Origin of the sequence: Paenarthrobacter sp. NyZ202, from assembly GCF_049860755.1 — a bacterium.
Taxonomy (GTDB): Bacteria; Actinomycetota; Actinomycetes; order Actinomycetales; family Micrococcaceae; genus Arthrobacter.
In genome coordinates this window covers 618,178-641,248 of the sequence record NZ_CP187556.1, presented here as the reverse complement: position 1 = coordinate 641,248, position 23,071 = coordinate 618,178, and the positions used below count along the sequence as shown (strand labels likewise).

The window sequence follows — 23,071 nt, the reverse complement described above, 5'->3', positions numbered from 1 at the left end:
TCACCGTTGGTTCCTCATGGAACCGCGGGCGACCTGCCGCCGTCGGGCGTTCTACGCGTGGCCGTCGTCCACGGCCACGACGATCTTGCCGCGGGTGTGGCCATCCATGTTGAGGCGGAAGGCCTCAGCTGCCTTGGCCAGCGGGAGGACCTCGGCCACCTCCACGTGGAGGTGTTTTTCGTCCACCAGGTCGGCCAGCTCTTGCAGTTCGGAACCGATGGGCTTCACCCACATCCACGTCCCGCCATGTTGCTCCACGTCACTGTCCGCGATGGAGGCATGCCTGCCGTCCGCACGGATCACCTGGAGCGTGGACTCAAGGTTCCCGCCCACGAAATCGGCCACGGCATCCACGCCATCCGGGCTCAGTGCGAGGACCCGCTCCGCCAGGCCATCGCCGTAGGTGACAGGCTCCGCGCCCAGGGAGCGGAGGAACCCGTGATTCTTGTCGGAAGCGGTGGCGATGACGTTGGCTCCCAGGGCAACTGCGATCTGCACACCCAGCGAGCCAACTCCGCCGGCGCCGCCGTGGATGAGCACGGTGTCCCCGGACTGCACCCCCAACCTGTTGAGGACCTGGAAAGCCGTCAACCCGGCAAGGGGCAGTCCCGCCGAGGCGTTCCAGTCCAGCGAGTGCGGCTTCCTGGCCACCAACCGTTCCGGCAGGGCGATGTACTCCGCGAAGCTGCCGCCATGGACAAAGTCCTTGCGGCCATAAGCGATCACTTCATCCCCGGGCTGGAACTGCGGCGCGTCGATTCCCACCGACTCCACCACCCCTGCAACGTCCCACCCGGGTATCGCAGGGAACTGGATATCCATCAAAGGATCCAGGTAGCCCGCCATGATCTTCCAGTCCACGGGGTTGACTGCCGCTGCCTTCACTTTGACCAGGACCATGCCTGGGCCAACTTTGGGCATTGGCTGTTCGGTCAGTTCAAGGACGTCAGGGTTTCCGTACCCGTTGTAAGCAATAGCCTTCATGGTTAGCGACAACTGCCGCCGCGGTGGAGCTATTCCGGGATTCCCACCCGGACAGGTTCCGGCGATACAGCCTCGCGGACCTTACGGCCCCGCACGTACCCGGCCACGCCCAAGGCAAGGATGCAGCCCAGGGTGCCGAGGGCGAAGGCCTCGAACGTGAACTGGGAGACACCCCACGTTGCCTCGAAGTCGTAGGGAAGCCCGAACACCATGTCCAGGGTTCCGGGGAAGATCGCCACCCATGAGCCGATCAGGATCCAGGCGAAGCACACCGCACCGAGCACGCGGAAGCCGGCGTCTGAGACAGGAACCTTGAAGGGCCGGTCAGCCGCGGGGTACTTGCTCCGCAGTTTCACGGCGGCCGGGATGGCAAACAGGTAGCTGAGCAGGAAAGTGGAGATTGCGATGGAAAGGACCACGCCGAACAGGGCGCTGCTGGTTCCGCTGAGCTGCATGGCGGCGAGCATGAAGAGTGTCGCCACGACTCCGGAGAGGGTATTCACCCTGATCGGAGTGCCCAGTTTCGGGTGGAAGCGGCCGAAGAAGCCGCCAAAAAAGGAGCCATCGGCTGCGGCCATGGCCTGCATGCGGTCGCTGATGATCATCCAGGCTGCACCCTGGGAGACCAGGACGAAGCAGAACACGATCGCAGATATCGCGAGCATGGCCTCCGCTGCCGGACCAAAGACCGTGTACACGGTGGCCACGGCGCCGAACAAGCCGCCAATGCCGGTGATCTGGTCCAACGGCACCACCAGGAGGATCGCGAGGACCGGCAGGAGGTAGCTCGCTGCGGCAATCATGGAGGATCGGGCCACGGAGATGGGAACGTCCTTGGCCGGGTTCTTCATTTCGCCCGCGGCGCTGTTGCCCGATTCGAACCCCAGGAACGAGAACAGCAGCAACGGGGTAACCCCGAGGAAACCGGCAAGCGTGGGCGAGAAGAATCCCAGGTCCAGTCCGTTGAAACCGTGCTGCAGCCCGTACACCAGGGTGACGATGATGAAGAAGGTCAGGAACACGACCTTGAGGATGGCCCCGAGCGACGGGAGCCATTTGCCGTGCTTCAGGCTGATGATCGCGGATGTCACGGTGATCCAGATGAACAGCAGCTTGAAGACGTAGTCGCCCACGCTGCCGGCCTCCACGTGACCCACGTACTCGGACCAGGTTTCCACGGCCACGAACGCCATGGCCCCACCCACCCAGACGGGCTGGGTGACCCAGGTGAAGAGCGAGGTAATGGCCGCCACCATCCGGCCGAACGCCATTTTGGTCCACACGTAGACGCCGCCTTCTTCGGTGAAAGCGCCGCCCGTTTCGGCGAAGATCAACCCGTAGGGAACCATGAACGTGACGGCCAGGATCAGGGTCCAGGTGAACGTTTCGCCGCCGAAACCGGATACCTGCCCCAACACCTCCACGGAAATGACGGCGGCAACCACCAGCAGGAGGATGTCGAAGCGGCCGAGGGATTTTTGCAGATGTTTGCTCTGCTCCTGGGCAAGCTGTGTCTGCGCCTGCCCTGTGGCGGCTGATGGTTGGTCCATGATGGGGTCCTTTGCTACGGCTTAAGTCTGCTACCGCACTGGAGGCGGTGGAAGCGTTGGAAGGGGATGAGCATCAGCGTAGGCCTGTGTTTCAGATCACGTAAAACACTGAATGCCGATACCCATCCCCGGATTTATTGATGAACCAGCTCAGCCGTACTGGATCCAGGTGGTTTTCGGCGCGGTGTAATTGTCGAAGGCGTAAAGCGAGAGATCCCGCCCGAATCCGGACTGCTTGAAACCACCAAAAGGCGTACTGTTCCCCAAGGCATCCACGGTGTTGACGGACACGGTTCCCGCCAGGAGCAGTCCGGCCACCCGGTGCGCCCGCGACAGGTCCGACGTCCAGACGGACGCTGCCAGGCCGTAGTCCGTATCGTTGGCCAGGGCCACGGCTTCATCCTCCGTATCAAACGGGTGCAGCACGGCCACCGGGCCGAAGATCTCCTCCCTGTGGACGTCATGGTCCGCGGCGAGGCCACCGAGCACAGTGGGTTCCAAATACGCGTTGGACCCCTTGATGGTCCGCCGGTCGCCGCCGAACAGGACGCGCCCCTCCGTCCTTCCCCGCTGGATCCATCCTTCGACGTCGTCCGTATGCGAAGAACTGATGAGGGCACCGTTGCCCTCCACTCCGGCCAGTGGATCGGCCGGGCGGTAGTCCGCGGCCGCCTCGGCCAGCAGCCCGGCAAAGTCGTCATGGATAGTGCGCTGGACGAGGATCCTGGAGTTTGCCGAACATACCTGCCCCTGGTTGTAGAACGCCCCGAAGGCAGCCTTGGAGGCGGCCGCCGAAAGGTCTGCGGTGTCCGCGAAGATGATGTTGGAACTCTTGCCGCCGGCTTCCAGGCTAAGGCGTTTGAGGTTGCTCCGTCCGGAGGCTTCCAAAAGTGTCCGGGAGACCGCGGTGGAACCCGTGAAGGCCAGCGCATCCACATCCATGTGCATCGCCAGGGCGGCACCTGCCACGCGGCCCGTGCCGGTCACGATGTTGAGCACGCCGTCGGGAAGACCCGCCTCGGCTGCCAGGTCGGCCACCCGAAGGACGCTGAGGGATGTCTGCTCCGCGGGCTTCAGCACCAGGGTGTTGCCGGAGGCTAGTGCCGGCGCAAGCTTCCACATGGCGATCTCCAGCGGAAAGTTCCATGGCACGATCGCCGCAACGACGCCCAACGGTTCACGGGTCACCAGCGCTGTGGCCCCGGGCGGTACGGACGGCAACTCCCCGGATTGCTTGTCTATGGCTTCGGCATACCACCGCAGGGTGGAGATGGCTCCGGGGACATCAACCGTGGTGGTCTGCAGGATGGGTTTGCCGCTGTCCAGTGACTCGAGCAGGGCAAGCTCGTCCGCGTGGTTCTCCATGAGTGCGGCCAAGGCCAGCAGCACGCCTTTCCTGCTTTCCGCGCCGGCCCGCGACCACGCGGGAAAGGCGCGCCGGGCCGCGACCACGGCAGCATCGACGTCGGAAGCGCCGCAGGACGACAGTTCCGCGAGCACGCGACCGTCGATAGGGCTGGTGGTGGGCCGGGTGCGGTGCCCGCCGGCGGCGGTGCGGTTTCCGGCAATGAAGGCCCTGCCGTCCGGCACCAGGCTTTCGGCGCGGACATGCCAGTCAACAGGGGCCTGGATGGTGGTGTTCATGCTGTCTCCAATGCGTTCGGGTGGTGGCTTGGTGGGTGCCCGCCGGCGTTTAGCCCACGACGGCGGGACGGTCGGCGGTTTGTTGGCTCCGCGGCGGCGCGGTCCGGGTCAGGCGCAGGGCTGCGGAGGCAGCAGCCAGGCACAGGATTTCGATGCCCATCACGGAGAGCATGGCCTCTGCGTGCCCGGCCGCGGATCCTGATACCGGAACACCGTGCAGATGGGATGGCCCGGCCGGGAATCCGTTCAGCAGGACCACATGGGCCAGGACCATGGCGGCGCTCATGGCCATGAGGTGTCCTGCCGCCTTCCGCACGCGGAACCGGCCGGGTGCCAGGGAGCGGAAGCAGGCCAGGCACGCAAGGCCCATCGCCGCCATGAGCCAAGCCATGGCTCCCGCAGGTCCGAAGAGCGCTGCGAAGGCGTGCCCTAGTGCGCTTCCCATCGCGGCACCGCCCACCAGGCAGGCGGGCAGGGCCGGGCGTGTCGGGCGGCGGCGGTCGGTATGCTCCATGGGTTTTTCCTCCGTGGGTGGCGCGGTGGTTTTTCTCCGGCCAGCGACTTTACGTGCAGCTTGTGAGGTGGGTAACATCAAAGCGTTGGTTGAACAGTTGTACCATCAAAAATCGACTTCAGGAAGTGTCATGACCCTTCACACCACCTCTTTGGCTTCCCCCCTGCAGGCCCTGCGGCCGCAACACCCCAGGCCGCAGCACCCGCTGGAACAACTCACCGCCGAGGAAATCCAGCAAGCCCGCCGCATCCTGGCCGACGCCGGGCTCGTCGCCGACACCACCCGTTTCGCCTACCTCGGGCTGCTGGAACCACCCAAGTCAGCCCTGCGGGGAAACACCGGGGACGCCGAACGCACAGTCCGTGCCATGCTCTGGGACGCGGCACGTTCCCGGTCCCTCGACGTCCGACTCTCCCTGACCACCGGGCTGGTGCAGGAACAGCGTGAGCTGAATCCCGCCGTCGACGGCCAACTCCCGGTCCTGTTAGAAGAATTTGGCCTGATTGAAGAGATCCTGGCCGCAGATCCGCAGTGGATCGCGGCGCTGGCCAGCCGCAACCTGACTCCGGACCAGGTGCGCGTGGCCCCGTTGTCGGCGGGTGTCTTCGAATATCCCAACGAGGAAGGCAAGCGGCTGCTGCGTGGCCTGGGTTTCCGCCAGGACCACCCGGCCGACCATCCCTGGGCGCACCCGCTGGACGGTTTGGTGGCGTTCGTGGACGTGGAAAACCGCCGGGTGGACCACCTGATCGACGACGGTCCCGTCCCCGTCCCGGAGGTCAACGGCAACTACACCGATCCTGCCATCCATGGCGAACTGCGCAGCGACCTGAAGCCGATCGACATCACCCAGCCGGAGGGACCCAGCTTCACCCTCGAAGGAAACCTGCTGTCCTGGGCCGGATGGGACCTGCGTGTCGGCTTCGATGCCCGGGAAGGACTGGTCCTCCACCAACTCCACCACACCCTGGACGGCAGGCGCCGCCCCTTGATCCACCGGGCGTCCATCTCCGAGATGGTGGTCCCTTACGGTGATCCCGCTCCGTACCGCAGCTGGCAGAACTACTTTGATTCCGGCGAATACCTGGTGGGCCGGGATGCGAATTCCCTCAAGCTCGGCTGCGATTGCCTGGGCGACATCACGTATATGTCCCCCGTGGTGGCTGACGACTTCGGGAACCCCAGGACCATCCTCAACGGCATCTGCATCCATGAGGAAGACGCCGGGATCCTCTGGAAGCACACGGACGAGTGGGCCGGTTCCAACGAGGTGCGCCGCAACCGCCGCCTGGTGGTTTCCTTCTTCACCACCGTGGGGAACTACGACTACGGCTTCTACTGGTACTTGTACCTGGACGGCACGATCGAATTCGAAGCCAAGGCCACAGGCATCGTGTTCACCGCGGCCCTCCCGGACAAGGAATACGCGTACGCCTCGGAGATCGCCCCGGGCCTCGGCGCGCCCTACCATCAGCACCTCTTCAGCGCGCGGCTGGACATGGAAATCGACGGCGACGCCAACCGGGTTGAAGAGCTCGACCTGGTGCGGCTCCCCAAAGGCCCGGGGAACCCCCACGGCAACGCCTTCACCCAAAAGCGCACCATCCTGGCCCGCGAGTCCGAGGCAATCCGTGACGCGGACGGGTCCAAAGGCCGCGTCTGGCACATCAGCAACCCAGGATCACTCAACCACCTGGGCCACCCGGTGGGTTACACGCTGTACCCGGAGGGCAACCCCACCCTGGCCATGGCCGATGACTCCTCCATCGCCTCCCGGGCCGCCTTCGCCCGCCACCACCTCTGGGTAACCCGCCACGCCGACGATGAGCTGTACGCCGCGGGAGACTTCGTCAACCAGCACCCCGGGGGCGCAGGACTTCCTGCTTTCGTGGCGCAGGACAGGGATATCGACGGCCAGGACCTGGTGGTGTGGCACTCGTTCGGGCTCACCCACTTCCCCCGCCCGGAGGACTGGCCCATCATGCCCGTTGACACCACCGGCTTCACCCTGAAGCCCCACGGCTTCTTCGACGTCAACCCCACCCTGAACGTGCCGCCGTCCACGTCCGCCCACTGCGCCGCCGCTGAACGCAGCGCAGCCACGGACCACTGCGCACACTGACGGGGCTGCGGGGACGTCCACCGGGCGTCCCCGCAGTGGTAGGGTGCACACGGCCCCGCCGCCACCCTGCAACGCCTACCTGCAACACCTACAAGGAGCAGCATGCCCCGCTTGGTCGATCACCACGAACGGCGACGTTCGATCATCGAGACCACATGGCGGCTCATCGCTGACCAAGGCATCGAGAATGCCAGCATGCGCGACATCGCCCGTGAATGCGGGTACGCCGCCCCCGGTGTCCTTGCCCATTATTTCCCCAGCAAGGACGCCCTCCTGTTGGCGTCCTACGAGCTCATCTGCGAGCGCACCAATGAGCGCATCGCCAAGCACACGGCCCGCAAGCGTGGGCTCTCCGCCCTGCGCAGCCTCTGCCTGGAAATCATTCCTGCCGATCCGCTCACCGTGGTGGAGGCGAAGGTGGCTGTCTCGTTCTGGCAGCGCGCCCAAACGGAGGACGCGCTGCGCGCGGTGGGACGCGAGGCGCTGCTGCATTGGCGCAGACTCATCATGGACTTCCTCACCCAGGCAGGGCACGACGGCGAGTGCGCGCCTTTGGTTGATCCGGATGCGGTGGCCGATGAGCTGCTGAATATCATGATGGGCCTGCATGTGACCTCCATGCTGGACCCTGACGCAGTGACCGGTTCACGCCAGCGCCATCTGGTGGAGAGGGCGCTGGCCAGGCTGGGCCGGAAAGAATCCTAGTCCCGGGCGGCTTTCGCTGCGACGATCTGTTGCCGTACCGCCTGTGCCACCGCGCGCACCCGCGCCGTGGGGCGATGGGATTTCAGATGGGCCAGGACCGTCTTCAGTTCCGGCACGTCGTCGCGGATTTCCACGGCAGCCAGCCTGCCGCCGTCGTAGGTCAATGGATGCTGCGGACGTTGGTGGAGGATCGAATAGCCAAGTCCCCTGGCCACGAACGTGCGGACGGTCTCGTAACTGGCCGAGCGGAACCGGATGTCCGGCTCGCGGCCGCCCAGGCGGGCAATGGAGAGCATCAGGTCGCGTGTGTGCGGGAGATCGAGCAGGACGAATGACTCCTCCGCCAGGGACGACAACTGGATCTTTTTGGACTGCGCCAGCTTGTGGTCCGGGGGCAGGGCAACGTAGGGCCGGACCGTGTCCACCACGGAGCGGGATATGGCATCCGGAAGGTCAAGGTCGTAGCAGAGTGCCACGTCGGCCTGGCCCGTCAGCAGCGCGCTGATGCATCCGGCGGTGTCTGTTTCGATGACCTCGGTCTCCAGGGCAGGGTGGTCCTCGCGCAAAGTGGTCAGGACCCCAGGCAGGAGGAACGGCGCCAGGGTGCTGAAGCACGCAATCCTGATCCTGCCTGCGACGCTCTGGTGTTCGCCACGGGCGTGGTCGATGCTCTCTTCCACCTGGGCCAGGATGGCCTGCGCGTCCCGGACGAAGAGCTCGCCCGCAGGCGTCAGGACCAACCCCTTGGAACGCTGCCGGATGAAGAACTGCGTGCCCACATGCCGTTCGAGCTGGGCAATGGCGGCTGAGACAGCAGACTGCGCAACATTCAACCTCAAGGCGGCCCCGGTCATGGACAGTTGCGCCGCCGCTTCCACGAAATAGCGCAACTGGGTAAGCGTGACGTCCATGCATCGAGGATACACCGCACATCAGAAATATCGATGCAATCGTTCTAAAAGAACTGTTAGACAGATTCAACCGCTGACAGGAAGCTGAAAGGTACAAGCTACCTGCCACTGAAAGGCATCCCGTGAAACACCAGCGCATCCGCACCTTCAACACCAAGGACACCTACCCGGAACAGAACCTGGACAACGACCTCTGCCAGGCTGTCGTGGCCAACGGAGTGGTGTATCTCCGCGGGCAGATCGGACAGGACCTGGAAACCCGGGAATCCGTGGGGATCGGCGACGTGGAAGTCCAGACCGAGAAGGCCATGGCCAACATCGACATGCTGCTCAAGGAAGCCGGGAGCAGCCTCGAGGACATCGTCAAAGTGACCGTATACCTCATCGATCCCCGCTACCGGGAGACGGTGTACCGCACCATGGGCCGTTGGCTGAAGGGCGTTTATCCGGTGTCCACGGGAATCGTGGTCCAGGCCCTGGCCCGCCCGGAGTGGCTCGTGGAAATCGACGCCACCGCAGTGCTCTCCACGGAGGGACAGCAGTGACGTTCAGCATCGCCGCCACGGACGGAAGGGGCAGGTTCGGCCTGGCCGTTTCGTCGTCCTCTCCCGCTGTCGCAGCCCGCTGCGCCCACCTGCGCGACGGAGTCGGCGCTGTCAGCTCCCAGAACATCACCGATCCCAGGCTGGGCGTTGCCCTGCTGGACCGGCTCCAGGCCGGCTATTCCGCGCAGGAGGCGCTGACCGCCGTCGTCCATGAATCACCGTCCGTGAACTTCCGGCAACTGGTGGTCCTGGACGCCCACGGCGGATCCGCGGTCTTCAGTGGGTCCGGGACGCTGGGCATCTTCGGGGAAGGACGTGGCGCCCGCAGCGTTGCTGCCGGGAACATGCTCGCGCATCCCCACGTCCCCCAGATACTCTGCGATGCCTTCGAGTCCTCAACCGGGGAACTGGAACTGCGGTTGATGCAGGCACTCCGCGCTGCGGAGGCTGCCGGCGGCGAGGCGGGACCGGTGCGGTCCGCCGGCATGTCCGTAGTGTCCGGACACGGCTGGAGGGACACGGACCTGCGCGTGGACTGGCATGATGACCCGATCGGCGAGCTCGAACGGATCCTGGAGGTCTGGCTGCCGCAGCGGCGCGATTACGTGATCCGCGGGCTCGACCCCGCTTCCTCCGTGAGCTACGGGGTGCCCGGCGATGACCGCTGAGCGGGTTGTGACGGTGACGCCAGCCACGCAACGCGACCGGGTGCTCGGCGTCGTCAGGGCGCAGCAGGCTGCCCTGGTCCAGCTGTCGGAAACGCTGCATGCCAACCCTGAAACGGGCTGGCAGGAACACCGTGCGGCGGAATGGACCGCGGACTACCTGGCATCGCTCGGCTTCGACGTGGAGCGCAGCTACCTGGGATTCCCGACGGCGGTCCGCGCGGTTTTCGGTTCCGGCTCCCGCCGGGTGGGACTCATGGCTGAATACGACGCCCTGCCGGGCCTGGGGCATGCCTGCGGCCACAACATCATCACCGCCATGTCCTGCGGTGCCGCGGCCGCCCTGGCCGGGTTTGCCAAGGAGCACGACCTCACCGTGGAGGTCTATGGCACCCCCGCCGAGGAAGGCGGAGGCGGCAAGATCGAACTGCTCAAGAAGGGCGCCTTCCACGGACTGGACCTTGCCATGATGGCGCACCCCAGTCCCGTGGATTCAGCCGAAGCCCGGCCCTTCGCTGTGGCGCATAACCACGTGGAGTACAAGGGAAAATCGGCCCACGCCGCGGCCTACCCCGAGCAGGGAGTGAATGCCAATGACGCGTTCATCGTCGCCCAGGTGGCACTGGGCCTGCTCCGCCAGCAACTGCCTGCCGGCACGCGGGTGCACGGTGTCCAAACCCGGGGCGGTGAGGCGCCCAATGCGATTCCGGAAAAGACCGAGGGCCGGTGGTATGTGCGGGCGGAATCCCTGGCACAGCTGGGGGTACTGGAGGAACGGGTCAATCAATGCTTTGAAGCAGGCGCGGTGGCGACAGGCTGCGAGCTTTCCATCACACCGGAATCGGAACCATACTCCGAGTTCCGGACGGAAGAGCGTGCCCTGGAGTTGTACAAGGAGCATGCGAAGTCCTTGGGTCGCACCTTCGATGCCCCGCCCGGGCAGGCCACCATGAACAGGGCTTCCACGGACATGGGCAATGTGTCCCAGGTGGTTCCCGCCATCCACCCCTACATCGGGCTCGGCTGCTACCCGGCAGCCAACCACCAACCCGAATTTGCCGCGCACTGCGTTGGTGAAGCTGCCAACCGGGCCATCCATGACGGCGCTGCTGCCTTGGCTCTGACGGCATTGGACTTCCTGGCCGGATAGCGCCGGTCCCCCGTCAACGAAACCCGTCCGTCACAAGCAAACGACAACTGAACAGGACCATGACACAACCATCAAACATCCCGGCCCCGGAGTTGCGGCGGGAACATGACAGCCTCGGGGACCGCGATGTCCCCGGGGCTGCTTATTGGGGCATCAGCACCGCCCGGGCCGTGGAGAACTTCCCCGTCAGCGGGCGCACCATCGGCACCCTCCGATCCCTCATTTATGGCCTGGGCGCAGTGAAACTATCGGCCGCCCGGGCCAACGAGGACCTGGGTCTTCTGGAGACCGCCAAGTCCGCGGCCATTCAGCAGGCCGCCCGCGAGGTGATGGACGGGAGGCTCGACCGTGAATTCGTGGTGGATGCCATCCAGGGCGGGGCAGGCACCAGCACCAACATGAACGCCAACGAGGTCATCGCCAACCGCGCGCTGGAGTTGTTGGGCCGCACCAAGGGTGATTATTCGGCACTGCACCCGATCGACGACGTCAACCGGAGCCAGTCCACCAACGACGCCTACCCCACGGCCATCAAGATCGCCCTGCAGCGTGATCTTGCTGCCCTGTGCACCGAGCACCATCGACTGGTGGGGGCCTTCGAGTCCAAGGCGGCAGAGTTCGCCGGCATCATCAAGGTAGGCAGGACCCAACTGCAGGACGCCGTGCCCATGTCCCTGGGCCAGGAGTTCGGCGCCTTTGCGGAGACCCTCCGCGAGGACGGGTGCCGGCTGCAGGAACTCCTCCCGCACCTGGCCGAATCGAACCTGGGGGCCACCGCGATCGGGACGGGCATCACCGCTCCCCCCGGGTATCGGGAGGCGGTCATCCGTGAACTGGCGTCCGTGACCGGGCTGCCTCTGGCTCCAGCCGCCAACCTGGTGGAAGCCACCAGCGACACCGGCGTCTTCCTCCTGGTATCCGGCGTCCTCAAGAGGGCTGCGGTGAAGTTGTCCAAGATCTGCAACGACCTGCGCCTGCTCTCCTCGGGCCCCCAGGCAGGTTTTGCCGAGATCTTCCTGCCCGCTGTCCAGGCAGGATCATCCATCATGCCCGGCAAGGTAAATCCCGTCATCCCGGAAATGGTGAACCAGGTGGCGTTCCGGGTGGTCGGCGCCGATGCCACGGTCACCATGGCAGTAGAGGCCGGTCAGCTGCAGCTCAACGCCTTCGAGCCGGTCATCATCGACTCCCTCCTGGAATCCATTGCCTGGCTGGGCGTGGCGTGCAGGCAACTTCGGACACACTGCGTCGACGGAATCACCGCGAACACTGCCCTGTTGCAGCACCGCATGCTTGATTCCATCAGCGTGGTCACCGGGCTGGCACCGCTGATCGGTTACGCGGCAGCCGCTGAGCTCGCCAAGGAAGCCCTGGCCACCGGGCGGGGCATTGCCAAGCTGGTGGCTGAGCGTGGCCTCCTGGACCAGCACCAGATGAAGGAAGCACTGTCTGCCCGGACGTTGGCAGGCCTGGACTGACCGGAGCTGAGTAAAACAACGGGGACCAGGCCTTGGGCATGGTCCCCGATGCTTCTATTTTTCGTCAAGCGTTAGGAATGAGTGTGAGCGCTGACCGGCGGCCTTGCCCCGGACCTGGTTTTGTTGGTGGGTGGGGCGCTCGTGGTGAGTGGCCAGCCCCCATCTCCCCCGTTCGTTGTTTTGGCTGCTGGCGAAGCTTGCGGAGCTGTGCCCGACGGAGGCCTGTCTACCCTTTGGGCAAGGGCCGGGAAACTCCTGAAGGAAATAAGCGACGCAGGAGCGCCGGAAGGAAATTCCCGGGACGCAGGCCCCGACGTAGGAGGGGCTAGACCGGCCGGAGCGGGAACGTACAATCCCTTGGGACAGCAGCCAAAAACAGGAAAAACGCTTCTACAGCCCGAGCGGAGCGAGGACCGATTCCGGTGCGGGCTGCCGCGCCGGCATGCTGCACCGGAAGGTGAACTGCCGCGCAAGACACCCGATGCCAACACCGAGGCGGTTATCTGCGCTCCGGTCAGAGCATCGCGTCTGGCTTCACTGGGTGGCCTTCTTCCGCGCACGGCGTGGGGGCGGTACTGGGGCAGGTTCGCGTCGAAGGGCGCGGTATACGGTGGTGCGGCTGACTCCGAGGACCTCGCCGATCTTTTCGACGGTCATGTCCTGCTGCTCGTACAGACGGCGGGCGGTACGGAGCTTGTCGCTGGTCAGCAGCGACGGCCTGCCCCCGGCGCGTCCTCGAGCCCGGGCTGCCTTCAGTCCGGCGTTGGTCCGTTCTCGGGTGAGATCGCGTTCGAATTCGGCGAGGGCGGCGAAGACGTGGAAGACCAGCTGACCGCCTGGTGGTGTCGATGGCTCCTGCAAGGAACGGAACCCGATGCCGCGGTCCTGGAGGGTAGCCATCTGGTCGATGAGATGGCGAATGGATCGGCCTAGCCGGTCCAGGCGCCATATGACCAGAGTGTCACCGGGTCGGAGCTGGTCCAGGAGTTTGGTTAGCTCGGGGCGGGACTGAAAGGATACGGAAGCCGTGTCGGTGAAGATCCGGTAGCATCCGGCCTCTGTGAGTGCGTCCTGTTGCAGGGCCGCGTCCTGGTCTGCGGTGGAGGTGCGGGCGTAGCCGAGGAGCTCTCCCATGGGCTAAACGTAGCAATACCCGTGACGCAGGGATAGATCCGCTACGTAGATACCGGCACTCCCTTCTGCGACAGCCAGGTGGCCCCAATTCCCCGGTCGAGGGGGCCAAGGGCGCTTGTATCAAAAACGCTCGTTTTTGCAACTGATTGGCGATTTGACCGGGTCAGGGGATTCAAAGCCCGAACGCTCCGGATAGTCTGAGGCCGAGGTCCACGGGAGGGAAGAAGGACTACTGCGTGAACTCTTTTGCCTTGAGCGGTCAATACATAGTGTGAGCACAGACAGCGACATCATCAGGCAGTCCCGCGACAGCCCTGCGGTTTTCGGGGAGCTGTACGATCGGCATGCGCCAGCCATCTACCGATACGCGGCAAGACGGGCCGGGGAGTTTGCCGCCGAAGACGTTACCTCAGAAACGTTTCTAGTCGCTTGGGAACAGCTGGATAGCTATGACGTCACCCGGGATGATGCCCGTCCATGGTTGTTCGGCATCGCGACCAACCTCCTTCGGCAACATCACCGTGCGGAAGCCAACGTCCTGAGAGTGGCAGCCAAGTCTGCCTCACGTGAGGCCTTGACTGACGACTCCGAGAGGATCGCCGCCGAGGTTGACGCCAAAGCGGCCACCGGGCGCATTGCTCAGGCGCTCAGGAGCATGGCTGCCATCGATCGCGAAACACTACTGCTCTACGCATGGGCTGACCTGACCTACGAAGGCATAGCCCAGGCCATGGGCGTCCCTGTAGGAACGGTCCGCTCTCGTCTGAACCGTGCGCGGCAAACGCTCCGATCCCAGTTCAACCTCGAAAGACTTACGGAAATGGAGAACAACCATGGACGACCTGCAACTACTCCGCGAGATGCGTAACGACGTGGGCTCCGCCCCGCCGTCCACCCTGGCCCGGGGCCGGGAAAAGGTCATGGCCAAAGTGACAGCTTCGTCCACGCCACCACCGCAGCAAAAAGGAACCGTCACTGCTCTCCGTTTCCGACGCCGCGCTCTGTTCGTTTCTGCTGCGGCCGCATTGGTGGTGGGAGGCATCGTTATTTCAGATGTCATTAGGCCCGGATCTCCGGGAGCGACAGCGGAGGCGGCCGAGGTGCTAAACAATGCTGCTGCTGCAACCATCCGGACATCTGACCCGGTCGTGGGCGCCGGTCAATACCTCAAGATTGAGAAAAAGTCGGTCATCGGGTCCGGGGGGCAGGCTACGGATCTAAGCAAGGTGAAGTGGCAGGGGACCTCAAACAGCCAGATGTACGTGCCAGCGAACAGGGCGGACGAATGGGTCTGGAATCACGAGCCGCGCATGATTTTGGACTCTCCGAGTGACGCCCAGCCTCTGCCAGAGGAGATTCGCGAGGCTCTGCAGACACAGGACCAAGAGCAATCCGAGTTAGTCGGCATCCTGCGTGCCCCGGGAGGTACCTTCAACGGCAAAGAACCCACCGTCCTCGTTGGGACGTCATTGAAGGAAGCTTCGACTTTACCCCGAGACCCGAGGACTCTGCTGGATCTGGTCTATGAACGTACCAGAGCCACTGGGAAGTCTGCGGACAACGAGGCTTTCATGGCGATATCGGAAGGTTTGGGGACAGGTTTCGTCCCTGCTGACCTCCGCGCTGCGCTTTACAAGGCAGCTGCTCTTATTCCCAACGTCACGGTAACCAACAAACACGCAATGATCGACGGTCACTCAGGCATAGCCATCGGCATCGCATCACAGGACGGGGTTACGGGATCCAACATCGTCATCGATCCCGAGACCGGGTTGGTAATTGGGAAGCAAGCCGTACTACTCAAGGACTATCCAGGATTTCCTGCAGGGACTGTTACCACCTGGACCTCGCTGCGGACCTCCGTGGTCGATTCGACCCTTTAAGCGATCCACCCGATGTTCCCGCTCGCTAAGGCTTTTGAACGCACACAACCTGGGACGGGCGGTCGTCATCGGGGGGGGTGACCGCCCATCCACACACAACGCCTTCTCGTCCTTTTGGAGACGGAGAGATCTCCTGAAGCCTCGAAAGAATGCCGAAAAGAACCGTCCTTAGCGCACCATCCTGATTCCAGGGTTTAGCAAGCAAGCTGTTGCAATCCAGCTAGCTGTTCGAATCTGCGCGCCAAAACCACAGCAAATTGAACGTTAAGTAAAGAGCAATATCGGCAGCTCGCTACTAGATCTCAGTGAAGAAATTTAGGAAGCCAACGAAGGAATAGCGACACTCCTATTGTCAGGAGCACCTAAAATCCAGAGTTACTCCGCAACCACCCAAAGACTACCCTTAGCGCAACCGCGTTCCGTCCAACTGTCGGATACGGTGTCAACAAGGCCCCCACCGACATCGAAGGGTGAACCGGAGCTTGCCACAACATTCTTCTTAGCATCGACAATTTCAAAGCTCTTCGAATCGCCCCGTACCGCGTAACCCTGGGGCCACACAAGGGTGAACAGGGACCCATCCCCGGAGGCCCTTGCGTGCACGCAGCCTTCACCATCGAGTTCCAGGGTTCCTGAGAATCTCGCGTCCATCGCCATTTGCTGATGTGCTTCAACGGTGACTAGACGCAAAGCAGGCGGCGTCGAGGACGTTGCTGGCGCTGCGCATGCGCCGACGGCCACCGCTAGCGAAAGTACGACACCTACAGCTGTCAACCTATGCTTATTTCCCCCCATAGAAAGACTATACGGGTGAAACATGCGAATGCACTATAGGTAAGTCGCTAGAGCTTGACGTGCAATTTGGAAGTGTACTGAGTATTGCAAGTACCTAATTACATGTCGTTGCCATTGGCGATGTAGCCCCAGGCTCTGCGTTTCAATGCGTCCACCAAGGCAATTCACCATAATTGTCAATGGGTGTGGCGGAGTCAGAACGTCTCATATGCGGGTTAGAGTCTGCCGTAGTCGGGATTCCCGGCTATTCGAATCAGAACATGGGGGCAACATGTGGAAGTTAATTAGGGGCGGGATCTCTGGGATCGCTGCCCTGGTTGCAGCACTTTTTGTCGTAGTGATAGGCGTGCAGCCGGCTCACGCAGGGTGGTACAACTACCTAGTTGGTCATCCAATGTACAAGGGTACGTCGCCTTGGTGTACCGGAAGCTACGTAATCTACGGCACGAGCGGAACGTTTATCCTGACGGCAGGGCACTGCTTTTACGTTGGCGAACGAGTATCCGGCACCGGCGCCGGATTCGGGACGCTGGCGTACCGAAAGGCCTACAGCACTGACGGTGACTCAGGACTTGTTCGAGCCGATCCTGGTGTAGACATGTACCAAACCATCGTCGATCCCACCACAGGAAATGCACCCGGAAGCGGTCAAGTAACGGGAAAAATGCCCAACTCGGAGCAGACCGTCCTGACCCGAGTCGGAAAAATGGGAAATACTACAGGCTGGACTGAAGGGACAATCCAGTACCGGTACCAAAACTGGGACGGCGTCACTGCCTACTGCGCCGACTACGCCCGTGCCGGAGGTGACTCCGGTGGCCCTGTATGGCGGCAGGACAGTCAAGGCCTTCGCGCCGTAGGGATGCACGTAGGCGCCATCAACTATTACGGTTCCACCCTTGGCTGCTACATCCCCATCGACACTCTTTTGAGCCAGTGGGGAGCCAGCATGAACTTCTGGCCGAGCTACGCAGCCCGTGGAGCAGTTGCTGAAGAGGAACTGCTGCCTCCCAGCCCTAGCAAGGAGCTTCCACCTGTTCTTACAGCCGCCGACGGCGTGGAGCTGATACGCGACTGAGACTCAGCGGAAGTGTAGACGGGAGGAGCACTGCCTTTCCGAACACCTAGAATGCACTGACCGGAGCATCAGGGCCCGGCGGTCACTCTTGCGAGAGCGAGAGTGACCGCCGGTTTCTCTGTGACGTAAAGAGCGTTGAGTTGACGGTAGAGGGTACGGGCGACGTAGCGCTTGAGAGATCTACGGATTTCGCGGTAGCTCCGGCCTTCCTGGGTGCGTTTTGCGACGTACTCCCGCGTCCCCGGGTCGTGGACCATCCGAGTCATGGTGATTGTATGCAGGGCACGGTTGAGGCGCCTGTCACCGCCCCGGTTGAGCCTGTGCCGGACAGTGTTGCCACTTGATGCAGGCAACGGATTCACACCACCAAGTGAGGCGAAGGCAGCTTCGCTGCGGACCCTTCCTGGATGCGACCACGCTGTCAGGACAGTGGCGACCGAAACGGCCCCGGCGCCGACCATCTCCAACAGCGGCGCCGCGGGGCATTGCTGGATCAGCTCGGTCATGCGCTTCTGGTTCGCGGCCAACTGCTCGGTCACCTCAACTACACGGCGAGCCAACCGAATGGCTTCCTCGCGCGCGATCGAGAGTTCCAGAGGCTCCTTTCGTTCCCGCCACCTGGCAATTGTGGCGATCTGCGCGGGAACTAATGCTTTACGGGCATCGAACCCAAGATCGTGGGCCCGCAGCAAAGCCAGGAGTGCATTGACATTGAGCGTCCGATCGCGGGTCAATTGGTCCCGGGTAGCACTGAGGATCCTGAGTCTTGCACGGGTTCCTTCGCCCCTCCGCGGAGACCGGAGCTGAGCATCCTCCAGCCCGAGGACAGCAGTTCCGAGGGCGGCTGCGTCCAGCGGGTCGGATTTACCGATCCCCGGCGATTCCGCGCGTTCATACGTGGGGCTTCGGCGACATCGTAGCCGGCGTCAGTTACTGCCTTGGCCAGACGGGCCCCGTACGTGTCGACACCCTCAATTGCCCATAGACACCCCATGTCGCCGCCTGTCCTGCGCCTACCCAAGCCAGTGCGCGGGATATCCCGGCCGGGTGGTTGGGAACTGCTCACATGCGATCTGTCGCCTGGTACTGGCCTCAATGACGGCGTAGGTGTGGGTGCGGGCGTGGCAGTCACGCCAATAACAAATGGGCGGGTTTGGGCAACGATGGTAAACGCGGCCACCCTCCTTTTATTGAACGGGCAAAATGGCCGCACGACGGCCGGCGTTGAACCTGGGAGGAGTCACTTCGAGGCAAAACTGTGATGAGCCACAACCACCAAAGGCTGGGCAAGCTTCTGATCAGGCCACCGACGTGGAACAGGTCAATGCCGGCCGCTCCACCCAGCGCGGACAGGTCGGGGGTAGTGCACCCTCAAGGGGCCAGTAGTTTTTTAGGTCCTAGACGCCGGCCACCAGCATCTCCTGCTCGTTGTGGGCCAGGTAGCTGCGCTGGATGGCGATTTGGTCCGCTACATATTTGGCGTCGTGCCACACGCCCCAAATGAAGCTCGATCCACGGCGCGACTGCCACGGCAAGCCGAGGAAGTAGATACCGGGCTCTGAGGAGACACCACGCTGCTGGAGCGGCCTGCCCCTGTCATCAAAGGCATCCACTTCCAGCCAGCTGTAGTCCTGGACGAACCCGGTAGCCCAGATAATCGACGCGACCCCGGCGGCTTCAAGGTCCAGTTCCTGCAGGGGATTCTTAAGGCACTCCGGATCCGGCCGCATCGCACGGGCCTCAGGTTCCTCGGGGAGGTCCAGGCCGTTGCGCTCCACATAGGCATCCGCCTCGTCCAGCAACTGCAGGTAATGGGCATCACCGTTCGCGACGTTCTTCCGCAGGTCGTCCGCGAAACGCACGGTCCCGCCGTCGTACGCTTCAGTGCGCCCCACCAGGGTGATGCCCTGTTCGGCGAGTTCCCGGAAGTCCACTGTATGGCCGCCGTCGGCGCCGCTGACGGCGATGGTGACATGCTCGGCACCCTGTGGAGGAGTAGAAGCATCCCACAGGCCCAGGACGCCAAGCCACCAGCAGAAATCCCGGCCGCGGTAGCTGCGCGGGGGACGGTCGTGGGGCCCCACCGACAGGTAGACCTGCCGCCCGGAGCGCTGGATTTCCGCCGCGATCTGCACTCCGGACGATCCCGCACCGACCACCAGCACCGCACCTTCCGGGAGTTGGTGAGGGTTGCGGTAGGAACTTGAGTGCAGCTGCTGCACCGCCGCAGAGCCAGGCACGACGGCGGGAATCACCGGCCGCTGGAAGGGTCCGGTTGCTGCCACGACGTAACGGGCGTTGTAGCTGCCTTCGCTCGTTTCCACCTGGAATCCGGGGGCACCTGTGTTCCGGCGAACCGACGCAACCTCCACGCCGCAGCGGATCGGCGCACCGATCTTCTCCGCATAGGCTGCAAAATAGTCGGCAACCTGCTCCTTTGAGGCGAACTCGCCCGGTCGCAGGTCGCTGAACTCCAGCCCGGGGAACCGGTCATGCCACGCGGGCCCGTTTGCCACCAGCGAGTCCCATCGCATGGTCCTCCAGCGTTCGGCAATCCGGTGGCGCTCCAGGACAACGTGATGGATGCCCCGGTCGCTTAAGTGCTCGCTCATGGCCACTCCGGCCTGCCCTGCGCCGACGACGAGGACCTCCACCTCTTGGCTTGTCATGTGATCTCCCTAAATTCAGGCGGAGTGCTGGCGGCACCATTGACCGCGCACCTCCGCGATGCCCATTTCGTGGCGGTTAATTCATTCTCGCCACGCGCAGTGCATCTGCATAGCGCATAAATTCGCGCAACTGCATCTGAATTCTCGATGTATTTAGATCGCCGTGTGCGGCGCCCTGCTTTCATCGCCATGCTTCCGCCGGGCCTCGTCAGCGCGCAGGCGGTCCAGCCTCTGCATCAGCGGAGCCGTGGTGGCCCCGTGGACCACCACGGACAAAGCAACAACCAACGCAACCAAGGCCCACAAGGCGTGCTGGTCGCCGTCGAAGTTTCCGTGGCTGAGGGCATACGCCACGTAGTACAGCGACCCTATGCCCCGGATGCCGAAGTAGGAGATGGCCAGGCGCTCGCGTGGTCCAGTCTTGCCTCCCAGCAACCCCAGCCAACCCGCTGCCGGGCGCACAAGCACCAGGAAGACCAGCGCCACCAGCACTTCCGCCCAGCCGATGCCGTCCAGGACTCCCCGGGCGATCGCGCCACCCAGGAGGACCAGAATCACGATCGTCATCAGCCGCTCAAGCTGCTCCACGTAACCGTGAAGCACCTGGTGATAAGAGTGGTGGCGTTCGGCTGCTCTGATGGTCAGGGCGCACACGAAGACAGCGACGAATCCGTAGCCCTCGATCATCTCCGTAGCGCCATAGGCAAGGAACGTGGCGGCCAGCGCCACGAATCCCTCCGAATGCTCGGACAGGCGGAAACTGCGGATCGGGGAGGCAAAGAAGAGCCGGCTGAGGACTTTCCCGGTTCCGAAGCCCACCAGCACCCCCGCAACCATGCGCCAGAGGATATCGAGCGCAGCCCATTGACCCACCGCTTCCGGCGTCACTCCCACCAGGCTGATCGCAATGGCCAGGTAGACAAACGGGAAAGCCAGGCCGTCATTGAGCCCCGCCTCCGAGGTGAGCGCAAAACGGACTTCATCCTCGTCTGGGTCCGTCTCGGTGTCCGCCGGCTTTCCCACCTGGACTTCGGAGGCGAGCACAGGATCGGTGGGCGACAACGCAGCGCCGATCAGGAGTGCCGAGGCCAGCCCCAGCCCCAGGACCCACAGCCCCAGCATGGTCATCACCACGATGCTCAGGGGCATGACGATCGCCAACAGCCGCCATGTGGTGGACCACCCCCGCCACCGGAAAGGCCGGTCCAGCGCCAACCCCGCACCCATGAGCGAGATGATGACGCATACCTCAGTCAGATGCATGGTGAAATCGGCGTACTTAACCGGGTCCGGGTCAGGCAGGTCGGGAAGCAGGGCGAATGCCAGAATTCCGCTGCCAAGGAACACCATGGGCATGGACAGCGGCATACGGAGCAGCAGCTTGGGCAACACCGCGGCAGCGAGGACCGCCAGGCCGGCCGCAAAGAACAGGATGCTGGGGGCTTCGAACAAAGGGGCTTCTTCCTGTGGCACCGGCTTGCAGGGCAGTTGGCTCAACCCGCGCCGGTTCCCAGTAGCTTAGCCCCGGCGGCTGAGGCGGTGCTACGGCTGAGTGGGCGGGGTAGTTATTTCATGACGCGATAAATGAAATGTTTTTCGTACTTTTTGTATTTGACGTTCAAAAAGGACAGACGTGCAATTTTCAACTACTTTTGAACATCGCAAGCAATCAATAATTATGGGGGAACACATGCGTCACGGCTGGGTGGTGGGATCCGTGGTCATCCTGGCGATGCTGTTTCGATTCACCGGTGTTCACCGGGCAAACGACGTCTTCATCGACGAAATCACCTATGCCGATCTGGCCGGACAAATAGCGCAGGGAACCGTTCCCTCAATACTCGGAAATCCTTTTTTCCTGCATCCTCCCGGCTCCTACATCCTTAACTCGTGGGTCATCAACATGTTTGGCCTTGAGGGCCACCCTATGGACCTCGCGTTGCAGTTACGATGGGTCAACGCCGTGCTCGGCGCGGTAACCGTCGGGGTCTGTTGCCTTCTGGTCCGAGGCCTGGTGGGGGTGCTGCCCGCAGCAGCAGCCGGCATCATCATGGCAAGTGACCCCTTCATCCTCCGCATGGACGGCCGGTTGATGATGGAAACGCCCGCCGGGTTGGCCGTCGTGTCCGGGTGGCTCCTGGTGATAGTGCTGCTGAACCGGAAATGGCGACGACCGCGTCTATGGCTGGAACTCGGCGCGGGGCTGGTTTTCGGACTGGCAATCGTCATCAAGGACATGACGGTGGTGTTCACCCTGGTCCCGCTCCTTGCGGGCGTGTTCTGGAGGAACACCATTCCACCCCTGACGGCCCTGCGCCTGATGGGGTCCGCCAGTCTTCCATATCTGGCGTACATGGGCTGGGTGGCGGCCAACGGGCTGCTTCCGCAGTGGTTCGACCAGAAATCGGTCGGTGTCCTGCGGATCCTGGGGGCCGTCCAGATGACAGGTTTCAACGCCGTTCCGAGTGCGGATCTTGCGGGACGGCTGATCGAAATGACTGGTCGCTTTGGAACGAGCTACCTGCTGCTGGGGCTTTCCATTCTCTCCGGGGCAGTAGCGGCCACCTCAACAGTTGCCACCCGGCGCACCATCGGATTGTTCTCACTGTTTACGGGCTTCATGGGAATCTACTCCGTCTTCTTCGGAGCAGCAGAGGAGCAGTTCGGTTATTGCGTGGTGCTGGCCGCCCTCGTTTCCACGCCCATCGCCGTCGAAATGCTGATGCGGTGGCGCCCAAGGCTCCGGCGGGCCTTCGTCATCGCCACGGTGGCGGTTGTCATTGTTGGGCTCGCTCTGGGGGTACAGGCAAGGACGGTCACCGACGATGGCCTGGTCCGGGCCCGGGAGTGGATGGTCAACAACATCCCGGCCTCAGCGACCGTTGGGCTGACCTCGGTCACCGGCGAATTCGCGCTGCTGCCCCGCGATCACTGGGAAGTCCTGCCGTCGCTGCTCTCGCTCCGGGACAAAGACGCGCAGTATGTCCTCACCCAGGGCAGGCAACTCAGCCAGGGCTATGGCTTCGCAGCCCCTGAACTCCTGGTGTGGCTGGCGGGCAACGCCGAACCCGTCTTCACGTTCACGGGGCCAACCAACGGGGAAACCGTCGTCTGGAAACTGGACCGGGAAAAACTCGAGGACGCTGTGGAGGCAGGCCAGACGCTCCCGCCGGTATCCGGCGGCTACCGGTGATGTGCTGAACAAAGCGGCGGGCCGCCCGTGGTTCCGTTCGGAACCCGGGCG

18 protein-coding genes and 1 pseudogene are annotated in these 23,071 nt (G+C 63.3%); 10 read left to right on the top strand and 9 right to left on the bottom strand.

Annotation, left to right across the window (positions count from 1 at the left end):
* Positions 1-51: 51 nt before the first annotated feature.
* From ACPFL9_RS03140 to ACPFL9_RS03125, 4 genes are all read right to left on the bottom strand, one after another.
* Complete coding sequence (locus ACPFL9_RS03140) at positions 52-984, bottom strand: NADP-dependent oxidoreductase (RefSeq protein ID WP_426005793.1); 933 nt, start codon at positions 982-984, stop codon at positions 52-54.
* A 29-nt stretch (positions 985-1,013) separates the two neighbouring features.
* The gene (locus tag ACPFL9_RS03135; protein ID WP_426005792.1) at positions 1,014-2,534 is read right to left on the bottom strand and encodes an APC family permease; all 1,521 of its coding nucleotides are present in this window, start codon (positions 2,532-2,534) and stop codon (positions 1,014-1,016) included.
* A gap of 150 nt (positions 2,535-2,684) precedes the next feature.
* Positions 2,685-4,178, bottom strand: a complete 1,494-nt coding sequence (locus ACPFL9_RS03130; protein WP_426005791.1) for an aldehyde dehydrogenase family protein — start codon at positions 4,176-4,178, stop codon at positions 2,685-2,687.
* A gap of 49 nt (positions 4,179-4,227) precedes the next feature.
* Positions 4,228-4,692 carry a hypothetical protein gene (locus ACPFL9_RS03125; RefSeq protein ID WP_426005789.1) on the bottom strand — a complete coding sequence of 155 codons (465 nt, stop codon included), beginning with the start codon at positions 4,690-4,692 and terminating at the stop codon, positions 4,228-4,230.
* Between the two features lie 130 nt (positions 4,693-4,822).
* On the opposite strand from ACPFL9_RS03125, the gene ACPFL9_RS03120 reads away from it, so the two are divergent.
* Positions 4,823-6,814 carry a primary-amine oxidase gene (locus tag ACPFL9_RS03120; RefSeq protein ID WP_426005788.1) on the top strand — a complete coding sequence of 664 codons (1,992 nt, stop codon included), beginning with the start codon at positions 4,823-4,825 and terminating at the stop codon, positions 6,812-6,814.
* Between the two features lie 102 nt (positions 6,815-6,916).
* The gene (locus tag ACPFL9_RS03115; RefSeq protein WP_426005787.1) at positions 6,917-7,519 is read left to right on the top strand and encodes a TetR/AcrR family transcriptional regulator; all 603 of its coding nucleotides are present in this window, start codon (positions 6,917-6,919) and stop codon (positions 7,517-7,519) included.
* Here the strand turns inward: ACPFL9_RS03115 and ACPFL9_RS03110 are convergent.
* Positions 7,516-8,430 (bottom strand): LysR substrate-binding domain-containing protein, encoded by a 915-nt coding sequence (locus ACPFL9_RS03110; RefSeq protein ID WP_426005786.1) that lies wholly within the window; start codon positions 8,428-8,430, stop codon positions 7,516-7,518. The genes ACPFL9_RS03115 and ACPFL9_RS03110 overlap by 4 nt on opposite strands.
* A gap of 122 nt (positions 8,431-8,552) precedes the next feature.
* On the opposite strand from ACPFL9_RS03110, the gene ACPFL9_RS03105 reads away from it, so the two are divergent.
* From ACPFL9_RS03105 to ACPFL9_RS03090, 4 genes are read left to right on the top strand one after another with little or no spacing between them, the layout of a single operon-like run.
* Positions 8,553-8,975 (top strand): RidA family protein, encoded by a 423-nt coding sequence (locus tag ACPFL9_RS03105; protein ID WP_426005785.1) that lies wholly within the window; start codon positions 8,553-8,555, stop codon positions 8,973-8,975.
* On the top strand, positions 8,972-9,643 hold the full coding sequence (locus tag ACPFL9_RS03100; RefSeq protein ID WP_426005783.1) for a DUF1028 domain-containing protein: 672 nt from the start codon (positions 8,972-8,974) through the stop codon (positions 9,641-9,643). Before ACPFL9_RS03105 ends, ACPFL9_RS03100 begins: the two co-directional genes overlap by 4 nt.
* A complete protein-coding gene (locus ACPFL9_RS03095; RefSeq protein ID WP_426005781.1) occupies positions 9,633-10,790 on the top strand; it encodes a M20 family metallopeptidase in 1,158 nt (385 codons plus the stop codon). Before ACPFL9_RS03100 ends, ACPFL9_RS03095 begins: the two co-directional genes overlap by 11 nt.
* Positions 10,791-10,849: 59 nt before the next feature.
* Positions 10,850-12,268: an aspartate ammonia-lyase gene (locus ACPFL9_RS03090; RefSeq protein WP_426005779.1), complete on the top strand. Its 1,419-nt coding sequence runs from the start codon at positions 10,850-10,852 to the stop codon at positions 12,266-12,268.
* Between the two features lie 534 nt (positions 12,269-12,802).
* Here the strand turns inward: ACPFL9_RS03090 and ACPFL9_RS03085 are convergent.
* On the bottom strand, positions 12,803-13,402 hold the full coding sequence (locus ACPFL9_RS03085; protein ID WP_426005778.1) for a recombinase family protein: 600 nt from the start codon (positions 13,400-13,402) through the stop codon (positions 12,803-12,805).
* Positions 13,403-13,673: 271 nt separating this feature from the next.
* Here ACPFL9_RS03085 and ACPFL9_RS03080 point away from each other — a divergent pair, with 271 nt between their 5' ends.
* From ACPFL9_RS03080 to ACPFL9_RS03070, 3 genes are all read left to right on the top strand, one after another.
* On the top strand, positions 13,674-14,270 hold the full coding sequence (locus tag ACPFL9_RS03080) for an RNA polymerase sigma factor (RefSeq protein WP_426005777.1): 597 nt from the start codon (positions 13,674-13,676) through the stop codon (positions 14,268-14,270).
* Complete coding sequence (locus tag ACPFL9_RS03075) at positions 14,236-15,285, top strand: CU044_5270 family protein (protein ID WP_426005776.1); 1,050 nt, start codon at positions 14,236-14,238, stop codon at positions 15,283-15,285. Before ACPFL9_RS03080 ends, ACPFL9_RS03075 begins: the two co-directional genes overlap by 35 nt.
* A gap of 940 nt (positions 15,286-16,225) precedes the next feature.
* The gene (locus ACPFL9_RS03070) at positions 16,226-17,158 is read left to right on the top strand and encodes a trypsin-like serine protease (RefSeq protein WP_426005775.1); all 933 of its coding nucleotides are present in this window, start codon (positions 16,226-16,228) and stop codon (positions 17,156-17,158) included.
* Positions 17,159-17,226: 68 nt separating this feature from the next.
* On the opposite strand, the pseudogene ACPFL9_RS03065 reads toward ACPFL9_RS03070, so the two are convergent.
* The 3 genes and pseudogenes from ACPFL9_RS03065 to ACPFL9_RS03055 form a co-directional block, all read right to left on the bottom strand.
* Positions 17,227-18,338 (bottom strand): annotated as a pseudogene (locus tag ACPFL9_RS03065) (IS110 family transposase).
* Between the two features lie 217 nt (positions 18,339-18,555).
* On the bottom strand, positions 18,556-19,827 hold the full coding sequence (locus ACPFL9_RS03060; RefSeq protein WP_426005774.1) for a flavin-containing monooxygenase: 1,272 nt from the start codon (positions 19,825-19,827) through the stop codon (positions 18,556-18,558).
* Between the two features lie 153 nt (positions 19,828-19,980).
* Entirely contained in the window at positions 19,981-21,279 is a 1,299-nt protein-coding gene (locus ACPFL9_RS03055) for a cation:proton antiporter (RefSeq protein ID WP_426005772.1), read from the bottom strand.
* Between the two features lie 238 nt (positions 21,280-21,517).
* On the opposite strand from ACPFL9_RS03055, the gene ACPFL9_RS03050 reads away from it, so the two are divergent.
* Positions 21,518-23,020: an ArnT family glycosyltransferase gene (locus ACPFL9_RS03050; protein WP_426005771.1), complete on the top strand. Its 1,503-nt coding sequence runs from the start codon at positions 21,518-21,520 to the stop codon at positions 23,018-23,020.
* Positions 23,021-23,071 lie beyond the last annotated feature (51 nt).

What these genes read in the sequence shown, in the direction of transcription:
- ACPFL9_RS03125 (WP_426005789.1), bottom strand. Translation starts at nt 4,692, where the DNA reads ATGGAGCATACCGACCGCCGCCGCCCGACACGCCCGGCCCTGCCCGCC.
- ACPFL9_RS03120 (WP_426005788.1), top strand. Translation starts at nt 4,823, where the DNA reads ATGACCCTTCACACCACCTCTTTGGCTTCCCCCCTGCAGGCCCTGCGG.
- ACPFL9_RS03085 (WP_426005778.1), bottom strand. Translation starts at nt 13,402, where the DNA reads ATGGGAGAGCTCCTCGGCTACGCCCGCACCTCCACCGCAGACCAGGAC.
- ACPFL9_RS03130 (WP_426005791.1), bottom strand. Translation starts at nt 4,178, where the DNA reads ATGAACACCACCATCCAGGCCCCTGTTGACTGGCATGTCCGCGCCGAA.
- ACPFL9_RS03070 (WP_426005775.1), top strand. Translation starts at nt 16,226, where the DNA reads ATGCGTCCACCAAGGCAATTCACCATAATTGTCAATGGGTGTGGCGGA.
- ACPFL9_RS03110 (WP_426005786.1), bottom strand. Translation starts at nt 8,430, where the DNA reads ATGGACGTCACGCTTACCCAGTTGCGCTATTTCGTGGAAGCGGCGGCG.
- ACPFL9_RS03135 (WP_426005792.1), bottom strand. Translation starts at nt 2,534, where the DNA reads ATGGACCAACCATCAGCCGCCACAGGGCAGGCGCAGACACAGCTTGCC.
- ACPFL9_RS03060 (WP_426005774.1), bottom strand. Translation starts at nt 19,827, where the DNA reads ATGACAAGCCAAGAGGTGGAGGTCCTCGTCGTCGGCGCAGGGCAGGCC.
- ACPFL9_RS03050 (WP_426005771.1), top strand. Translation starts at nt 21,518, where the DNA reads ATGCGTCACGGCTGGGTGGTGGGATCCGTGGTCATCCTGGCGATGCTG.
- ACPFL9_RS03075 (WP_426005776.1), top strand. Translation starts at nt 14,236, where the DNA reads ATGGACGACCTGCAACTACTCCGCGAGATGCGTAACGACGTGGGCTCC.
- ACPFL9_RS03115 (WP_426005787.1), top strand. Translation starts at nt 6,917, where the DNA reads ATGCCCCGCTTGGTCGATCACCACGAACGGCGACGTTCGATCATCGAG.
- ACPFL9_RS03095 (WP_426005781.1), top strand. Translation starts at nt 9,633, where the DNA reads ATGACCGCTGAGCGGGTTGTGACGGTGACGCCAGCCACGCAACGCGAC.
- ACPFL9_RS03140 (WP_426005793.1), bottom strand. Translation starts at nt 984, where the DNA reads ATGAAGGCTATTGCTTACAACGGGTACGGAAACCCTGACGTCCTTGAA.
- ACPFL9_RS03090 (WP_426005779.1), top strand. Translation starts at nt 10,850, where the DNA reads ATGACACAACCATCAAACATCCCGGCCCCGGAGTTGCGGCGGGAACAT.